This is a genomic window from Acetobacter sp. DmW_125128 (genome assembly GCF_008704325.1).
GTDB classification, from domain to species: domain Bacteria; phylum Pseudomonadota; class Alphaproteobacteria; order Acetobacterales; family Acetobacteraceae; genus Acetobacter; species Acetobacter oryzifermentans.
Window position 1 is genome coordinate 15,974 of record NZ_VHOP01000038.1, and the last position, 15,098, is coordinate 31,071.

The following is a 15,098-nucleotide window of genomic DNA, read 5'->3' on the forward strand; positions in this document are numbered from 1 at the left end:
GTTGCACATATCCATACTCATGCCTGCCTTGCAGGTAGCGAACACTCTTTAGGGCAAGGGGGGCAACCCCAAAAGGTTTTCCCTAAGAGCACGAAATATTTTTTCATAAACCGCTAGATCTTCGGTTTCCGGCAATGTCAGATTAAGCATGATGTAGGGCATATCTGGGCGCGTGGTATTCTGCCCCGCAAGCGGTAGCCCCATAAGTGCGGCTGGTGGCGCGCTGCCCTTGGTATCTGGCGCGGAATCTTCTGCCTGTAGGCCAAACAGTTGCGCCTTATCTTTGGCTGGCTGTGCTGGTGCGGCAACAAGCATGTCTTGATCTTGCTCAAGCAATCCGCTTTCTAACAAAATATCTATCAAACACCGTGCGCCTGTTTGCGTATGCGCATGCTTTTTATGCACCGAAACATCTAGAATATGTGCCGATAAATCCTTTTCGCTCATCCCACGTTTTATATCTTCTGTGGTGATAAGCTCCATCATGGCAGAATTGCTAGAGATAGCCTCGCGCCAGTATGCTTGTGCATCGGCCCCTAAAGCATATTCCAGAGCGTGCCCCAGCTTTTGGCCTAAAGGGGTAACTGTTTTTTCTGCGGCACCAGCAATAACGCCGATATCCATTAGAAATTTATTGTTTCTGCTGATAGCAGCAGACCCCATTTTGGTAAGCCGCGCAAGAATATCTAGCGTAGGATTATCGGGCACATGACTGTACGCGATAATAATTTTCTCCAACCCTTCAAGAGAGATTTTGGGGAGATGAAAGGAGTCGGTCATGGTGGCACTCCTGCTCTTTTCCAGTACTTAATTTAAATCTGGCAAGTTATGAGCAGCAGAGTCAATAAAAACTATTTGCGATTATTTATAATATCATTACCAAATATTTTATAATTACACATCCAGCATCACGCGCGGTTGCGGCGCGTGTGCTGCATATAGGTTTGCACCGTGCTAAACCCGCTTTCCCACGCGTTCAGCAGGCTTTCCAGATGCTCGCGGTTGTTCACCAACCCACGGGCAATAAGCGTGCCCTGCTGATCGAACAAAAACGCGGCAGGCAATTTATCTACCTGCAAGGCACGGCCCAGCGCCGGATCATTTATAAACGCAGCAGCCGGTGTGTTGGTTTGCTGGGCAAAGTGCTGCTGAATGGTTGGGGCATCATCCCCCGCCAGCACCAGTTCCAGATTTTCACGCCCGCAGAAGTTGCGTGCAATAGGGATAACCTTGCGAGAAATCGGGCATGTTGCAGAAACAAACAGCACCAGCCGCGGCTTGGCGCCACCAGCCAGCCCCAGAACACCCCCCGCCAATGTGTGGAAAGGCTGCGGTGGGCAGGCATCTCCCGGTTGTGGCCCGCGTGAGCTGGTAAGTGCGCCCACAGGTGCAATTTCCTGAAACAAGCGGCGGATACGGCGCAGCATTAAGCCCATAACAATGCAGGCCGCAAGCAGCACAACAGTAAGGGCAGCATTGGCGTATATCAGGTTCTGCACGGGCTGATCCTCTGTGTTGTGCCGGTGGTGGGGTGGCGGAGCGGGTTTTTAGAATGCCCAGATAGCATCACAACTGAACCAGAACATGTTGTTCATGCCATTATTGGCATAGTTCACGTTTGGATCATCCGTGGGGGAAACGCGGTTAAAGGGCCGCGTGCCGTTAAGGGATTTATCAAGCCGCACTTCCGGCCGAATGGAAAAAGACCCTTTGGGCAGTTTAAGAAAACCGGGGCGGTACGTAACACCCACCGTCAGTTCCCCATAGGTGGTGCCGGGTGCGTAATCATACGGATAGTTCTGGCCACGCAATTCGTTCACGTAAGACATGGGGGATGTGTTGTTACCCACCACGCCGCCATTATTATCACGGAAAATTTCACCACGGGCGTTAAACGTCAGTTCATCGCTGAAATCATGCGCGAAATAGGCCGTTACACCATAAACGTCATCCCGCAGGTAATCATCATGGAAGTAGGTGGCGTTCAGGGTGACGGTGGTTTTATCGTTAATTTTGTAGGAGGCCAGAAGGTCTCCGATATATTCCATATCGTGGTTGGCTTCGCGCCCAATGGCGTACACGCTCTGCTGCGGGCCAAAATAGCCAATGGCGGCAACATCCAGCTTGCCATCTGCAAGTTCTGTAAACTGGAAGCCAAAATACCCTTTGGGGCGGCTATTGTTTTTGGCATGGCCAAAGGTAGTGGAGTTACCGGCGTTTACACCCAGCACAAGGGCTGCGTGGTCTGTCATGTGCCATGTAGCCAGAACACCCACGGTTTCAAACGGCACAATGTAATCGGATGAATAGTTGTAGGAATAAAAAGGCCGTTCCAGCGCATCTGTGCCTTCAAAACCCTGAATACCGTATTGCTGGCCGATTTGCAGGTCTATCCCGCCTTTGGTCAGCCACGGCAGGTGGGCATCAATATGCGCCTGCGTGGGCGTCCACTGGTATATGCCTGTCAGGTTGCCATCCCCCATGCCAATGGTGGGGTTAAACCGGGCATCGGAGCCATACAGAACCTCAAACACAAAACCCAGCCCATAGCCATCGCCCAGTTCTGTTACCGGGTGGGAGAGTGTGCCTGTAATCTGGTTAAGTGTGGCAGTATTGGCCCTATCTACGTAAGACTGCGCCCAGTTGCGGCCTGTTTTGGTCCATGGGTTACCGTTTACACCGGCTTCCACCACAATATGGCCTTCAACATCATCAAACCATGAGTGGCTGGAAGGGCTTTTTAAATTCACCTCATCCTTCTGGGCCTGCTTTTTTTCTGCTGCTGTTTCTTCCACCGCCAAAGGGCGCTCGGCATCATCGGGGGTGGTTTTTTCCTGCGCAAATGCAGGCAGCGCTGCCAGTTGCAGGGCAAAACACATACCGGCGGACAAACGGTGGCGCAAACGCATGCTCCCTGATACTCCCATTATCCACAAACAACCGCGGCAGGGGGCGGGTTTGCTTCTGTTTTACAGTGTTGTGGCCCAAAGCTGTGATCTAGCCGAGAGCAGCCCCGCAGAACAGGGCTTACCGTGTTACTTTACTGTTGCAGCCGCGCCATTGTTGCCACGATGACACGCAGCCAAAGAGCGCTCCAGCACATGCGCGCGGTTAGCCATGAAGTCTGGCATAGAAAGCGGGTGTTGCCGCCATTCATGCACTTCTGCGGCTGTATAGGGCTTAAAGCCCGGCGGCGTGCTTTTGCCCCCCAGATCAATCAGCACAAAGTTCATGACATCTGCCAACTGCTGATCATCCCGAATGAGGGACATGGAAACACCGGGCACCTGCACCAGATATTTCCGCCCTTCATCCGTGCAGGCAAAGCTGCCCACGCTATCACGCAGCAGAGGCACAAAGGTTGGGCCAGATACGCCCGCAATACCGTGGCACCCCCCGCAGTGCGAAAGATAGGCAACCTGCGTGGGGTTTAAACTTGTGGCCCCCGGCACGGCATCTGCCGCGCGTGCCACCCCGCCTGCCAAAACCAGTGTTGCACACGCTGCAACAGCAGGCACGGCAAGGCGGAAAACAGCACGCAACATAATCAGGAAGCTTTCCCGATCACCGCAGCCGTGGAGCAGTTGTACATTTCAGACGTGCCCGTGCCAAAGCACCAGATAATGTCATTATTAGCCATGGGGCGGTAGGAAGGCTGATCTCCATCCGTGTTCAGGCAGGTCACCTCGTTACAGGAATCCTGGCCACAGCAATCACGATACGCAATCATGTAGGAATTGCCATCCTGCGGGTTGTAGCAGCTACCAATCCATGATGTGGGAGAAGGCGCTGTGCCCGGCGGGCAGCTATGAACGCCACCCCCACAGGTGGAGCACAAATTGCCATCAATAGCGCAATAACGCCAGTAATCGCACGCATTGGCATCTTTAGCCTGCGCTTTGGCGCCAAATGGCGTTGTAGCCTTGGCCACGGCCTTGGCGGCAGAGGAAGAAGCCGCATTGGCGCGGCTTACCGGCAGCAGCGGAAACAGCGGCACGGCAGCGGCCACGCCGCCCAGCTTTGCCACCACGCCACGGCGGGATGTTTTGCCCGCAAAACGGCGGAGCAGAGATTCGGTCAACCGGTCAAACAGGGTGCCCTGTTCTGCGGAGTTCTTGTTTTCAGACGGCAGCATGAGACATTGCTCCTGTATCGGTCAGACCCTGCGGGGGTGTGGCGGTAACGTTGCCAAGCAACCCTTCGATCTGACGCCGGGTATTCACGAGGTCTTTGGCCAGAATGGTGCCGCGTTCATCAAGCAGCACCATGGCTGGCATACGGTTAATTTGCAGCACAAGGGCCAGCTCCACACCGGTTATCAGGGGAACACCCTGCATTTCCGGGCGGGCAGCCACCATGCTTTTCAGTTCAGGTTCGGGGCCATCGCCCACAAAAATAAGGTCTAACCCACGTTCGGCAGCCACCTGCCGTGCAATGGGGATAACGCGCTTACACACCGGGCATTCCGCCGCCACAAACAGCAAAAGCTGCTTGGCGCCTGCGGGCAGGGTATCGCCCACCACAAAAGGCTGGCCCTGTAGCGTATGCAAAACCAGACGCGGCACAATCTGCCCCACATCCAGCCCCGGCTTGGCTTCCTGATTCCCCAATGGTGCAAGGCGTTCGTGCAGCACGCCAATCTGGCGGGCCAAGGCCACCAGCATAACAGCAAGCCCAAGGGCCAGAACCGTAAGCAGCCCCTGCCAGATGTACAAAAACAGCATCATGCTTCCTGCCCTCCGCCAGATCCGGGTACGCGTTCTGGCGGCAAGGCCACCAGTGCCAACCACACCAGATACAGCGCCACACCCGCCATAACGCCCTGCCCCCATACAAAGGCAGAAACGCCAGAGGCAAAGCACGGGGCCAGCGCCAGCGGCACGCACAACACGGTGCGGGCTACCAGCTTCCATGACAAAGTTTCGGACACCAAACCGGGCGTGCACCCGCAAGACAGGCTGGTGCGCCCACGGGCAACGTTTATGCCCATAGCCAGTGCAAACACCACCAGCATGGCCGCAGCAGCCAAACCGCCAAGCCCGGCGGCAAAGCCGGAAAACAGCGCCAGACCAGCCAGAACCTCTGCCCCAGCCAAGCCCCACGCCACACCTTCGTATGACCAAGAGGGCAAAAGCCGGTAAGAGGCCAGCGTGCCTAAAAACGCATCATGCCCACGCAGTTTGGAAACACCAGCCACCAAAAACATGGTGCCAATGCCCCCTGCGCACAGGGCCGCAAGCGGGGCTGTTTCAGCCAGCAGGCTCATCCTTCACCCGGCGCAACCGTAAAGATAAGGGATGTGCCAAGGGCCTTTATGGTGCGCAGGGGCTTGCCTGTAAGCGCATCAGAAACAAAGAAATCACCATTATCTTCATTGGCAGTGAACATCAGCGGGTGTGCGTCCTGCGTAACACCTACAAGGTTGCTGGCCACTTTAAGCGGATAGCGGCGGATGCGCTTGTGGGTTTGCGTATCAAACACCCACACTTCCGTGCCGTTATCCTTATGTGTCCAGAACGTGCCTTTGTGCATCAGCACATACATTTGGTGAGATGCCTTGTGCAGTGCGGCAATCTGCCAGCCACCGGGCCGCCATGTTACTTCAAACGGCTTGGAGGAATCGGGGGCGGCTTTCATTCCCGCGCCTTCCTGCAAGGACCACGGTTTTTCTACCGTGCTGTTTTCCCCCATTTTAGTGGGGTACACCATGCCGCTGTAGCTGAGGAAGTAAGCCGTGCCATCTGCCGCAACAGTGGGGCTTTGTTCAAAAATACCGTCCTTATCGGGTTCAAAGAACGGTGCGGTGTGCGTCATGCCCACTTTGCCATCTGCCCCAAGGCTAACATTGGCCAGCGTGCCATCTGCACATAGGGAGGAAAAGCCAGCGTTGCCCCACGGATACACCAGCGCACAACCGGGAATTTCTACCGTTTGCGTCACCTTATGGGCAGCGTTGTCCACCACTTCCACGGCGTTGCTGGGGCTCATCTGATACACGTAGGAACGAGAGCCATCGGCATTCAGCGCGAAGTCGTTCTTTTTAGGCGTAACCAGTGCGCGGGCGGGCAGTTTTTCATCAGATGTGATCTTAAGCGTGTTGGCATCATATTCAGCCAGCAGATCGTTCCGTGCGCCACGATTGCCGCGTTCCCATGTGGTTTCTGCCACATAAATACGTTTGGCATCGGGCGTAAGCGCCATGTTGGCGTTATAGGCGGCCTGCACCATGCCCAGCAGTTTGCCGGAATCGGCATCCACTACATAAACGCGGCCATCCTTGTTGTGGGTGTAAACCGCATCTTCCACCAAAATGGTGTGGGGGGAATAAGCTGGCAGGGTAATAACGTCACTCTGCTCGGTCTGTAATACGGGTTCCGCTGCCTTGGCGGCGGTTCCTCCCATGGTCAGAATGGCTGCACTGCCCAAAAGAGCGCGCAGCAGAGAGGGACGGACTTTTTGAAGAGACATGCGAACTGTTTCTCTCGATACCGGAATGTTTCGGTATCATAGCGTTTCTCATTTCGCCTGCAAGACAAAACATGTGCTTTAAGGTGGCATTGTTGTTTTGTTACAACGGCTGTATTTTATTAAATATCAATCCATTACAATTGATCATGCTTTTATGAACTGGCCTTTGGCCCTTTATACAAAACAGACTCCGAGGCACAGAGGCGTTGCCGTAACCAGCGCGCAGCCGCGCCTTGCGGCCGTTTGTGATGCCACACCACAGCCAACGGCACGGGCCTATCTCCGGCATCAAACGCCAAGGGGGGCGTAACAATATCTGGTGCTGCGGGAGAGGCCGCTAAAATATGATCTGAAATAAATGACCAACCGATATTGTGCTTCACCAGCTCCAGAATGACCCAGTGGCTTTCTACCCACCACACCTCGCCCGCTACGCGCAGGTGTTGGCGTTCGCGCTCCTGCCCACGGGCGGCCACCATGATCTGCCGATACCGTTTAAGATCTTCCCACGCTATGGGGCCGCATGCTGCCAATGGGTGGTTGCGCCCACATACCAGTTTAAGCGGCACCCGCCCGATGGTGCGAAACGCCAGATCTGGCGGCATACGTGTTTGCTGCCACATAACCCCCAGATGCGCGGCCCCTTCCTGCACAAGCTGGCCAACATCCTCCATGAGCGGGAAAAGGATTTCCATTTCCACATAGGGGAAGTGTTCGGCAAATTCGGCAAAAACCGGGCCCAGAGCGTATTCGGGGTACAATTCATCTATTGCCACAACCAGCCGGTTTTCGACCTGATTTTCTAAAGATCGGGCCACGCCTATCAGGTGCTCGCGCCGGTCTAACACCACGCGGGCCTCACGCAGCAGGCGTTCACCTTCTGGTGTCAATACAGGTGTGCGCCCGGTGCGTAGGAATAATTCCAGCCCCAGATCCACCTCCAGATTGGCCACATGCGTACTGATAGCAGATTGCGCACGCCCCAAACGGCGGGCTGCTGCGGAAAACGAGCCCGCATCTGCTGTGGCAACAAAGGCTTCAAGCTGTTCGAGCGAGACATTCATCCATCTGTTTTCCTGATGGTTCTTATCTTTCCTTTAGCCGTGATGACGATAGATTGCGCCGCATGTCAACGCAAACATTCAGTTCCCTTCAGGCCGCTCCGGCCTCCTCTGCCATGGCAGATCATCATGCTGCACAAAATGCCCCTGCTGTGGGCACGCGCGGCACAGCAGACCGTGTGCGCCACGTATTGCTGTTTGAGCTTATTGCACTGGCCATTGTTATCCCCACCGGCAGCACGCTGTTTGGGCTGCACGAATCCTCTATGGGGATGATCGGCATAGGTAGCGCCATAACCGCTACAATATGGAACTATCTTTACAACGTGGTTTTTGACCGGGTGATGGCGCGGCTTTATGCCACCACCCACAAAACCGTGGGCGTGCGTGTTGTGCATACGCTGCTGTTTGAAGCCGGGTTGCAGGTTGTGCTGCTGCCCGCCATTGCCTGGTACCTACATGAAAGTGTGCTCACGGCGTTTTCGCTCAGCATGTCTATTGCCGTGTTTTATCTGGTTTACGCTTTTGTGTTTAACATGGTGTATGATCGGATATTCCCTGTTCCGGCAAATCACCCCGCAACCGGCAAGGCCAACGGGTAAAAAATCCCTTTACAGAGCTGAAGATACCCTACCCTCCCCATTGCAAAACGCCATATTTACGTAAGAAAAACCTACTGGCTTTGCATTGGGAGAGAGTAGGAAAGATAACTCAACCGGCGTTTTTCCAAACGATCCAACGCGATACTATCCAGAATAAGCCCACAAACGAGGGAAAGAGCCGACAGAAGCTCGAACCCTGTTGCCAAAAGCGCTGTTGGCAAGCGCGGCACATAACCGGTTTTAATAAATTCCAGCACAACCGGGATACCCAGCGTCATGCCCAACATAAAAAAGAGAAGAGAAAAAACACCAAAAAACAGCAAAGGCCGTTCGCACCGCACAAGGCTGATTATTGTAAATAATATACGCACACCATCGCGATATGTATTGAGTTTGGAAGTAGAGCCTTCCGGGCGCTCAATATAAGCTGTTTCCACTTCCCCTACAGGCATACACAATTTAAGAGCGTGTACCGTAAACTCGGTTTCGGTTTCAAACCCGCTTGAAAGGGCGGGAAAGGATTTTACAAACCGATTGGAAAAAACACGGTACCCGGACAGCATATCCTTAACGCCCTGCCCGAACATAACCCGCACCAGATTTGTAAGCACCCTATTACCCAGAATGTGCCCGAAGCGATAAGCCGCCTGTCTGTCTGAAACACGTAACCCCGTTACCATATCCAGAGATTGATCATAGGCCAGTTGCACCATCTGGGATGCAGCCGCAGCTTCATACGTGGCGTCACCATCTACCAGCACATAAAAATCGGCATTGATATCAGCAAACATTCTGCGGATAACATTGCCTTTGCCCTGCCGCCTTTCCTGACGGACAACAGCACCGTGCTGCCGCGCTATGGCGACAGTGTTATCCTTTGAATTGTTATCGTAAACGTAAATCCGGGCATCTGGGAGAGCAGCCTGAAATTCGCTGATAACCTGCCCGATCGTGACTTCCTCATTATAACAGGGGATAAGCACAGCAATGCGCAGTTTTTGACCCTGAGCTTCTGATTGGGGAAAAAAATCTGACTGCACAGACATTTATATCAAAACCCTCAAGACCAATCATACACATGCAGTGCTATATAGCATGTAAAGAGTATGCAAAGGCGTCATGTTTTTGCATAATTTCATAACCAAGACAAATATCAGGCTTCTGCTGCCGTTTTACGCGGTTTGCAGGCCATCATACCCACCACTGCGCTGCCCACGAGACCTACTGTAAAAAGTATAAAAATAAGCCGTACATGCTGCGGAGCATAGTCATACGCAATATCAAAATGCCCGGTGCCCAAACGGATGCTTTGCTGTACCTGATCTGCCGCCGGAACCAACTGCACTGGTCTGCCATTTACAACCGCAGTCCAGCCTTCGTCATAAAATTCGTTACGGAAAAGATTTCCCGGTTTGTCACATTCCGCATGGACGTGCGTGTAGTCTTTAAAAGTAACAACACAATTATCTGCATGATAATAAGGCGTTGTGCCCGAAAGATCCTCAATAACAACATGGCCGTTATTAAGGAGTTGCCGGGTATTGAAGCTTCTGGGCAGATCAAGATCCAATGTCAGTAACGGCATCGGCTTACCGCCCTCTCCCGGCCACAGGGCTATCGCTGCGGGTTGGGCTGGTGCATCGCTCCAAATGGAATATGTCAGTTGGGTTTGGTTTGCTTCAATCGTAAGTGGGGTAGACAAGTTCAACCATGTAACAAGGTTATCGGCAGCATATTCAAGCTTTCCATCAGCTATCGTGCAGTTTTCTTTGCTGCATAATTTGATATGCCACACACCTTTTGCAGCCCCATTGTATGTTCCCAAACCTGTACCAACACGCCGTAACGTTGCGCCCGCAAGTTCAGGATGAGAAAAAACGCCCGAAACCGGAGTGCCACCAAGGTTTTGATAACTGTTGGCCTGTGCAGGAATGCGCGTGCCGATCCGATCATGCCAGAATTGCAGATTTGCCGGATACATGATGACCCCGGTATTATGTTGCTGCAACCAGGCAAGCCCATCCTGAAAAGACACAGAAGGCGCCTGCCACCCTGCATAAGTCAGACCTTCGGTATCTCCGCTACAAAACTTTCCCAACCCAATGGAAAAGAACGCTGTATGATCATAATGAGGGCATACGTGCTGATCCATCTGCGCGGCAAAACGCTCTGGCAAAGGCAGAAAATTGTAGTTTATGGTGGGAATACCAAAAAACGCACCATAATTGGGCGGAAACACGCCAAAACTTACAAGACGTTTTTGCGTGGTGAGCTGTTTGAGCAAGGATAGAGCATCTGTATCCGCCGGTGCCGGACGCACGCCTGTTAAGGTGGGTATAAAAAACAACACCGCTGCATTTACGACAAGTGCTGCAACCACAGTATGTTTACGCTTACCAAGTAATGAAACACTTAATACCGTAAGCACAAGGGTTGCCCATAGCAAAGATAAACCCAGATACCATTTGTACCCAGGGTGATTATAAAAATCCATAATATGTGGGCGCGCTTTAAAAAGACATATAACGCTGCCAACAAGGGTGCCAGCCAAAGCAAACTTTATGGATTTACGGCCCGAATGTTGGTTTGATGTATTCAAATCATCAAGCAGCATGCAAGACAGTAACGTAAGAGCAAACCACCATCCCGGTGCAATATAGACGTAAAACATTGTCTGCTTGATACCGGGAATAACGTCTATAAGACGGCTGACAGGTATAAACCCTACAGCTTTTAACCCCGAAAGAAGCAAATAGCCCCCCAGCACAAAGCGCAACCCACGGAAAGAAGTCCCGCGTGAGAAAGCCATGAACAATCCTGCACAGCCCGCAAAAATCAGCGCGATGTCACAATATCCTCCGGTGTGCCACCAAACATCAACGGCTACGGAACCTCCTCCGGCAGAAAGTGCATATAATGGTGGGCCAAAAAGATACGGAAACAGGGTTTGCGCAGGGTTTGCCGCCAACATATGCGCATCATGATAATTGGTGTTCTGGCCCAGAAAACCAATGCGCAACAGGCTAAGAAAAGGTACAACCGCAGGAGCACTTAAAAACAGCCCCAGTATGCCGCCAACCCCAATAGGCAACGCACCTTGCAACCATTTGCCACGCAAGGTGCATACCCGCCATATTGCAATGCACAGTACTAGCAGGCCGCTCATAAACGCTGTTTCGGGAAAACCGGCGTAAAGAGAACCCGCAATGGCCAGTGCTGTTATAAAACAGCCGCCAAGCCGGGTTTTAAGGTCTGGCTGACAACTCCGCCACACACCCCATGCCAGCAGCGGCAGAAAGGGGAGCGGCATGATGGGCCCATGCGCAAACCAAGCAAGTGTTCCGCTCAGTTCAATCAATATGGCACCCGTAAGAGCCGTAAGCCGGGAAAGGCGCATTTCATACAAAAAACCCAGCATGAACAGGCCGGACATAATCTGCATTGCAATTTTTAAATAAAGAACACCGTTTGCAAAGATCAGCAGGAGAACAAACGGGAAAAACAATGCAGAATTTTGCATTTCTGCCGCAAGAGGCAACCCCATGCCAGAAAAACGCTCCCACCACGGAATATGGCCAGACAACCATTGCCGCGCGGCTTCATGCCCAAGCGCTTGCGTTGTTGCGCCAGCATTTGGATCAACCCAGCCAGGGCTTCCATCCAGAATTGCGGAATGCTCTCCTCCGAAATTCAGGTAAATCTGTAACGGATCTGAAGATAAGATGTTCAACAGACCCAGAAAATGAATAAAGATCGGAATTGCGATAATGATTGCAATGGAATAGCTGGCACGAATATTCATGAATATACCCGGTTTTTATAAATTATAGAAAATTACAAATCATACGTTTTCATGCAAATGGTGCATCTGCATGGTATTCACCAATACCTGTAGGAAAGAGCCTGACACACAGCCGCATAACAGCAGACCATAAACGCCACAACAAAACAGTTTGCAAAAATATTTGCTATGACATCATGTTTTTTTGAATGCTGAATATCTTCAGACATTTCATACTGCTTCCACAAAAAGGGATAAAGTGTACCCAGCATAACAATGGGCAAAAAATATCTTCCCTGCACGCCATCAACAATATTTTTCCCTACAGGTGTCCATGTCACATACAATGCCATAAAGATACCTGCGACCGCAGCTAACATGATCAGCACCAAACCACACACTCGCACGGCTGCTTTCTCTCGGGTTTTCAGAGACCTCATGCACAAAAAAGGGAGAACAAAAGTGCAGCCCAGCAAAATAGTGGCAAATCTGTACATTCCAGAAGAAAGCGGCAAATCCAGCCAGCCAAGCACGCCAATAGCCTGATTAACCAGATAGTTCCCGTATGTTTCCAAACTGTTAAAAATACTTTCTACCAGCAGGATGGGGTGCTCGCGTATGAAAGAAAGCTGCCCAGCCGCAGAAGCGCCTTGCGGTGCAAGTTCTGTCAGAACCGGGCGGATTCCACATTCAACCCAGATAGAAAAAACACCCACACTCATGGCACATGATGTGATAACATATTTAACATTATCCCTGTTCATAAAGAGGACAGGCACACATGCCATAACAAGATAAGGTGCCTTGGCGGCGGCCACGCATCCAAAAGCCAGCCCCCCCAAACAGGCCAGAATGTATTTTTGCCAAACAGCGCTTTGCCGTAATCCATTCAACGTGCATGCAATACCCAGCGCCGCAAGTGCCAGCACCATGCCATCCTGCGAACAGGAACTCATAAGGCTTATGCTCATGGGCAGCGCCAAAATAACCAGCAGAAAAATGCCTGTCTGTGGCATCAAATAAAGTGCCAGCACACTTACTGCCATATCTGCAAGCAGATTACCTACACGGGCAAGGTAAAACGTACCCAGCAAACTTGAATGTAAAAAGCGTGCCCACCACACCCCTCCTACGGCCCCTATATAGGAGGTAGGCGGATAAATAACGGTGTTGGACAACCCAACAGAAACCTTGTTGCCAGACCAAGGCACGGCCATGGCCTGAGCTAGCATTTCCGGTGTAACCTTGCTTTGATGTGAAAGAGCCAGCTTATCAAAAATACCCTCAAGCACGGGCACGGACTGCGAAAGCATGGTGCCGCTTGCTAGACGAGAATATTTGACGCCAACCAGCTCATTATCCGCAATTTCCAAAACCCGCATAAAATGGGCAGGCTCATCCGCCACCTGAAAAGGCGGCGTTAAAATAACGCAAAACATTCCAGTAATCAGTGCAAAAAAAACATAAAAACAGCGCAGCACTTTACGACTTGTAAATATTTCAACGAGATAGGTGCCATTTGCCTCCAAAAAATTTTTAATCACAAATAAACATCCCCAATGAAAACTTCAAAAATATAGTCTGCCCACCCTATATCATTTTGTAGATTCTATTTCGATCATGTTCTCTTACATACTGTTGGGCGCACCATCTGGCCGCCTCCTGCATTAAAACAAGGCAAACAACAGAGCTGAGCTTCCTAAATTTTAGCCTATGGACGCATTTTCCTCTCGGAGAGTTGCAACTCTTTTGCAAAAAAGAATTGCGATTCATTCTTACTTGTGATGAAGTCTCTCCAGAATCGATCAACCACCACAAAGGTGCTGCGTATGGTTGTCTGCTCTTGCAATCGTCTCACTCACAAAGACGTTGAAGCCGCTGTGGCAGACGGGGCAACCCGCCCGCGTGACATTTATGCCGCGCGCAACTGCAAGGCTCAGTGCGGGAACTGCGTAAAAGGCGTTGTCTGCCTGCTGCGTGAGGCCCGGCTAAAACACATGAAAAAAGCCGAAGTTCCAGCCCACATGGTGCCTGCTGCTGCTGGCGTGGCGCTATCTGCCTAAGCGCGGGGCTGCTGCTTTATGTTGTGCTTGCGCCCCGGTTTGGGTTCTGGCACCGCTTAAAGAATGAAACACCGTATTCTGGTTATGGGTGCTGGCGCATGGGGTACTGCGCTGGCCCTACATATGGCCCGCACTGGGGCACAGGTTTATTTATGGGCGCGTAACCCCGCCCGCTTGCCCTCTGGCGCTATGCCGCGTTTGCCAGATTTTCCGTTACCAGATTCCATCACCGTTTCCTCTGCGCCGCCCCCGGCAGATGTGGCGTGTGCGCTTATGGTTATTCCCACCCAGCATATGGCCTCTGTTCTGCCATTGGTGCCTGTAGGCGTGCCTGCTGTGCTATGCTGCAAGGGCATAGAACGCAGCACACTGGCTTTTCCGCTGGATGTGCTGCATCGGTTGCGGCCAGATGTGCCGGGGGCTGTGCTTTCTGGCCCCAATTTTGCGCGTGAGGTTGCAGCCAATTTACCTGCGGCATCTGTTGTGGCCTCGGCCAATATGGAGCTGGCGCGTAAATTGGTGGATCTGCTCTCTACCCCGCGCCTGCGCCTGTATGCCAGCGCAGATATTACCGGCGTGCAGCTTGGCGGCGCGGCTAAAAACGTTATTGCCGTGGCCGCAGGCATTACCATTGGCGCTGGGTTGGGAGAAAACGCCCGCGCGGCCCTGATAACCCGTGGATTGGCAGAAATAACCCGCCTTGGCGTAGCCTTGGGGGCACAACCCGCCACACTGGCTGGCCTTGCCGGGTTGGGAGACCTATTGCTGACCTGCACGGGCGAGGCATCGCGCAATTATCAGATGGGCTTGGCTTTGGGCCGAGGGAATGCGGCCCAAAGCGCGTTGGCCACCCTGCCCGGCGTGGCAGAGGGGGTAACCACAGCAGATGCCCTTCTGGCATTGGCCCGCCACCACAAGGTAGATGTGCCCATTACCGCCTGCATTGCCGCTTTTCTGGAAGGCAAGATCACGCTGCCACAAGCGCAGGAACAACTTTTAACCCGCCCCCTGCGCACGGAACTTGATACCCCTTAAACGCGTTGCTTCCTGACATTCACATGAATGTGAGAATTGTGATCTTTCCATGTCAGGCCTTGCACCATGCCTATATGGCACCATGTGT

At 52.4% G+C, this 15,098-nt stretch carries 15 protein-coding genes; 3 read left to right on the forward strand and 12 right to left on the reverse strand.

Translation table 11 applies throughout. The annotated features are described in order from the left end of the window. Positions 1-48: 48 nt before the first annotated feature. From FKW19_RS11585 to FKW19_RS11625, 9 genes are all read right to left on the reverse strand, one after another. Positions 49-780, reverse strand: a complete 732-nt coding sequence (locus tag FKW19_RS11585; protein ID WP_006117015.1) for a hypothetical protein — start codon at positions 778-780, stop codon at positions 49-51. 128 nt (positions 781-908) lie between these two features. Next, positions 909-1,499, reverse strand: coding sequence for a hypothetical protein (locus FKW19_RS11590; RefSeq protein WP_063353565.1), 591 nt, complete (start codon positions 1,497-1,499; stop codon positions 909-911). A 48-nt stretch (positions 1,500-1,547) separates the two neighbouring features. Beyond that, positions 1,548-2,927: an outer membrane beta-barrel protein gene (locus FKW19_RS11595; protein ID WP_170315326.1), complete on the reverse strand. Its 1,380-nt coding sequence runs from the start codon at positions 2,925-2,927 to the stop codon at positions 1,548-1,550. Between the two features lie 108 nt (positions 2,928-3,035). Beyond that, a complete protein-coding gene (locus FKW19_RS11600; protein ID WP_006117009.1) occupies positions 3,036-3,545 on the reverse strand; it encodes a hypothetical protein in 510 nt (169 codons plus the stop codon). 2 nt (positions 3,546-3,547) lie between these two features. After that, positions 3,548-4,135 (reverse strand): methylamine dehydrogenase (amicyanin) small subunit, encoded by a 588-nt coding sequence (mauA, locus tag FKW19_RS11605; RefSeq protein WP_006117008.1) that lies wholly within the window; start codon positions 4,133-4,135, stop codon positions 3,548-3,550. Beyond that, positions 4,122-4,724: a redoxin family protein gene (locus tag FKW19_RS11610; protein WP_193561108.1), complete on the reverse strand. Its 603-nt coding sequence runs from the start codon at positions 4,722-4,724 to the stop codon at positions 4,122-4,124. Before FKW19_RS11610 ends, mauA begins: the two co-directional genes overlap by 14 nt. Continuing rightward, positions 4,724-5,266: a MauE/DoxX family redox-associated membrane protein gene (locus FKW19_RS11615; RefSeq protein ID WP_006117006.1), complete on the reverse strand. Its 543-nt coding sequence runs from the start codon at positions 5,264-5,266 to the stop codon at positions 4,724-4,726. Before FKW19_RS11615 ends, FKW19_RS11610 begins: the two co-directional genes overlap by 1 nt. Then, the gene (locus FKW19_RS11620) at positions 5,263-6,468 is read right to left on the reverse strand and encodes an amine dehydrogenase large subunit (RefSeq protein WP_089178598.1); all 1,206 of its coding nucleotides are present in this window, start codon (positions 6,466-6,468) and stop codon (positions 5,263-5,265) included. Before FKW19_RS11620 ends, FKW19_RS11615 begins: the two co-directional genes overlap by 4 nt. Before the next feature lie 152 nt (positions 6,469-6,620). Next, entirely contained in the window at positions 6,621-7,532 is a 912-nt protein-coding gene (locus FKW19_RS11625; protein ID WP_063353560.1) for a LysR family transcriptional regulator, read from the reverse strand. Positions 7,533-7,594: 62 nt separating this feature from the next. Here FKW19_RS11625 and FKW19_RS11630 point away from each other — a divergent pair, with 62 nt between their 5' ends. Beyond that, entirely contained in the window at positions 7,595-8,131 is a 537-nt protein-coding gene (locus FKW19_RS11630) for a PACE efflux transporter (RefSeq protein ID WP_089178597.1), read from the forward strand. 71 nt (positions 8,132-8,202) lie between these two features. On the opposite strand, the gene FKW19_RS11635 is transcribed toward FKW19_RS11630, so the two are convergent. The 3 genes from FKW19_RS11635 to FKW19_RS11645 all read right to left on the reverse strand — a co-directional run bounded on the left by FKW19_RS11635 (position 8,203) and on the right by FKW19_RS11645 (position 13,351). After that, positions 8,203-9,177 carry a glycosyltransferase family 2 protein gene (locus tag FKW19_RS11635; RefSeq protein WP_089178596.1) on the reverse strand — a complete coding sequence of 325 codons (975 nt, stop codon included), beginning with the start codon at positions 9,175-9,177 and terminating at the stop codon, positions 8,203-8,205. 107 nt (positions 9,178-9,284) lie between these two features. Then, positions 9,285-11,933, reverse strand: a complete 2,649-nt coding sequence (locus tag FKW19_RS11640; RefSeq protein WP_089178595.1) for a hypothetical protein — start codon at positions 11,931-11,933, stop codon at positions 9,285-9,287. A gap of 77 nt (positions 11,934-12,010) precedes the next feature. Further along, positions 12,011-13,351, reverse strand: coding sequence for a DUF2142 domain-containing protein (locus FKW19_RS11645; RefSeq protein WP_123809124.1), 1,341 nt, complete (start codon positions 13,349-13,351; stop codon positions 12,011-12,013). A gap of 390 nt (positions 13,352-13,741) precedes the next feature. Between FKW19_RS11645 and FKW19_RS11650 the strand changes: the two genes are divergently transcribed. Then, positions 13,742-13,975, forward strand: a complete 234-nt coding sequence (locus FKW19_RS11650) for a bacterioferritin-associated ferredoxin (RefSeq protein ID WP_035351111.1) — start codon at positions 13,742-13,744, stop codon at positions 13,973-13,975. A 63-nt stretch (positions 13,976-14,038) separates the two neighbouring features. Beyond that, on the forward strand, positions 14,039-15,010 hold the full coding sequence (locus FKW19_RS11655) for an NAD(P)H-dependent glycerol-3-phosphate dehydrogenase (RefSeq protein WP_063353556.1): 972 nt from the start codon (positions 14,039-14,041) through the stop codon (positions 15,008-15,010). Positions 15,011-15,098 lie beyond the last annotated feature (88 nt).

Bases quoted from the DNA above. Each gene is read 5' to 3' on its own strand.
- FKW19_RS11615 (WP_006117006.1), bottom strand. From the start codon at position 5,266: ATGAGCCTGCTGGCTGAAACAGCCCCGCTTGCGGCCCTGTGCGCAGGG.
- FKW19_RS11625 (WP_063353560.1), bottom strand. From the start codon at position 7,532: ATGAATGTCTCGCTCGAACAGCTTGAAGCCTTTGTTGCCACAGCAGAT.
- FKW19_RS11600 (WP_006117009.1), bottom strand. From the start codon at position 3,545: ATGTTGCGTGCTGTTTTCCGCCTTGCCGTGCCTGCTGTTGCAGCGTGT.
- FKW19_RS11620 (WP_089178598.1), bottom strand. From the start codon at position 6,468: ATGTCTCTTCAAAAAGTCCGTCCCTCTCTGCTGCGCGCTCTTTTGGGC.
- FKW19_RS11650 (WP_035351111.1), top strand. From the start codon at position 13,742: ATGGTTGTCTGCTCTTGCAATCGTCTCACTCACAAAGACGTTGAAGCC.
- FKW19_RS11585 (WP_006117015.1), bottom strand. From the start codon at position 780: ATGACCGACTCCTTTCATCTCCCCAAAATCTCTCTTGAAGGGTTGGAG.
- FKW19_RS11595 (WP_170315326.1), bottom strand. From the start codon at position 2,927: ATGGGAGTATCAGGGAGCATGCGTTTGCGCCACCGTTTGTCCGCCGGT.
- mauA (WP_006117008.1), bottom strand. From the start codon at position 4,135: ATGCTGCCGTCTGAAAACAAGAACTCCGCAGAACAGGGCACCCTGTTT.
- FKW19_RS11610 (WP_193561108.1), bottom strand. From the start codon at position 4,724: ATGCTGTTTTTGTACATCTGGCAGGGGCTGCTTACGGTTCTGGCCCTT.
- FKW19_RS11655 (WP_063353556.1), top strand. From the start codon at position 14,039: ATGAAACACCGTATTCTGGTTATGGGTGCTGGCGCATGGGGTACTGCG.
- FKW19_RS11640 (WP_089178595.1), bottom strand. From the start codon at position 11,933: ATGAATATTCGTGCCAGCTATTCCATTGCAATCATTATCGCAATTCCG.
- FKW19_RS11630 (WP_089178597.1), top strand. From the start codon at position 7,595: ATGTCAACGCAAACATTCAGTTCCCTTCAGGCCGCTCCGGCCTCCTCT.
- FKW19_RS11645 (WP_123809124.1), bottom strand. From the start codon at position 13,351: ATGTTTTGCGTTATTTTAACGCCGCCTTTTCAGGTGGCGGATGAGCCT.
- FKW19_RS11635 (WP_089178596.1), bottom strand. From the start codon at position 9,177: ATGTCTGTGCAGTCAGATTTTTTTCCCCAATCAGAAGCTCAGGGTCAA.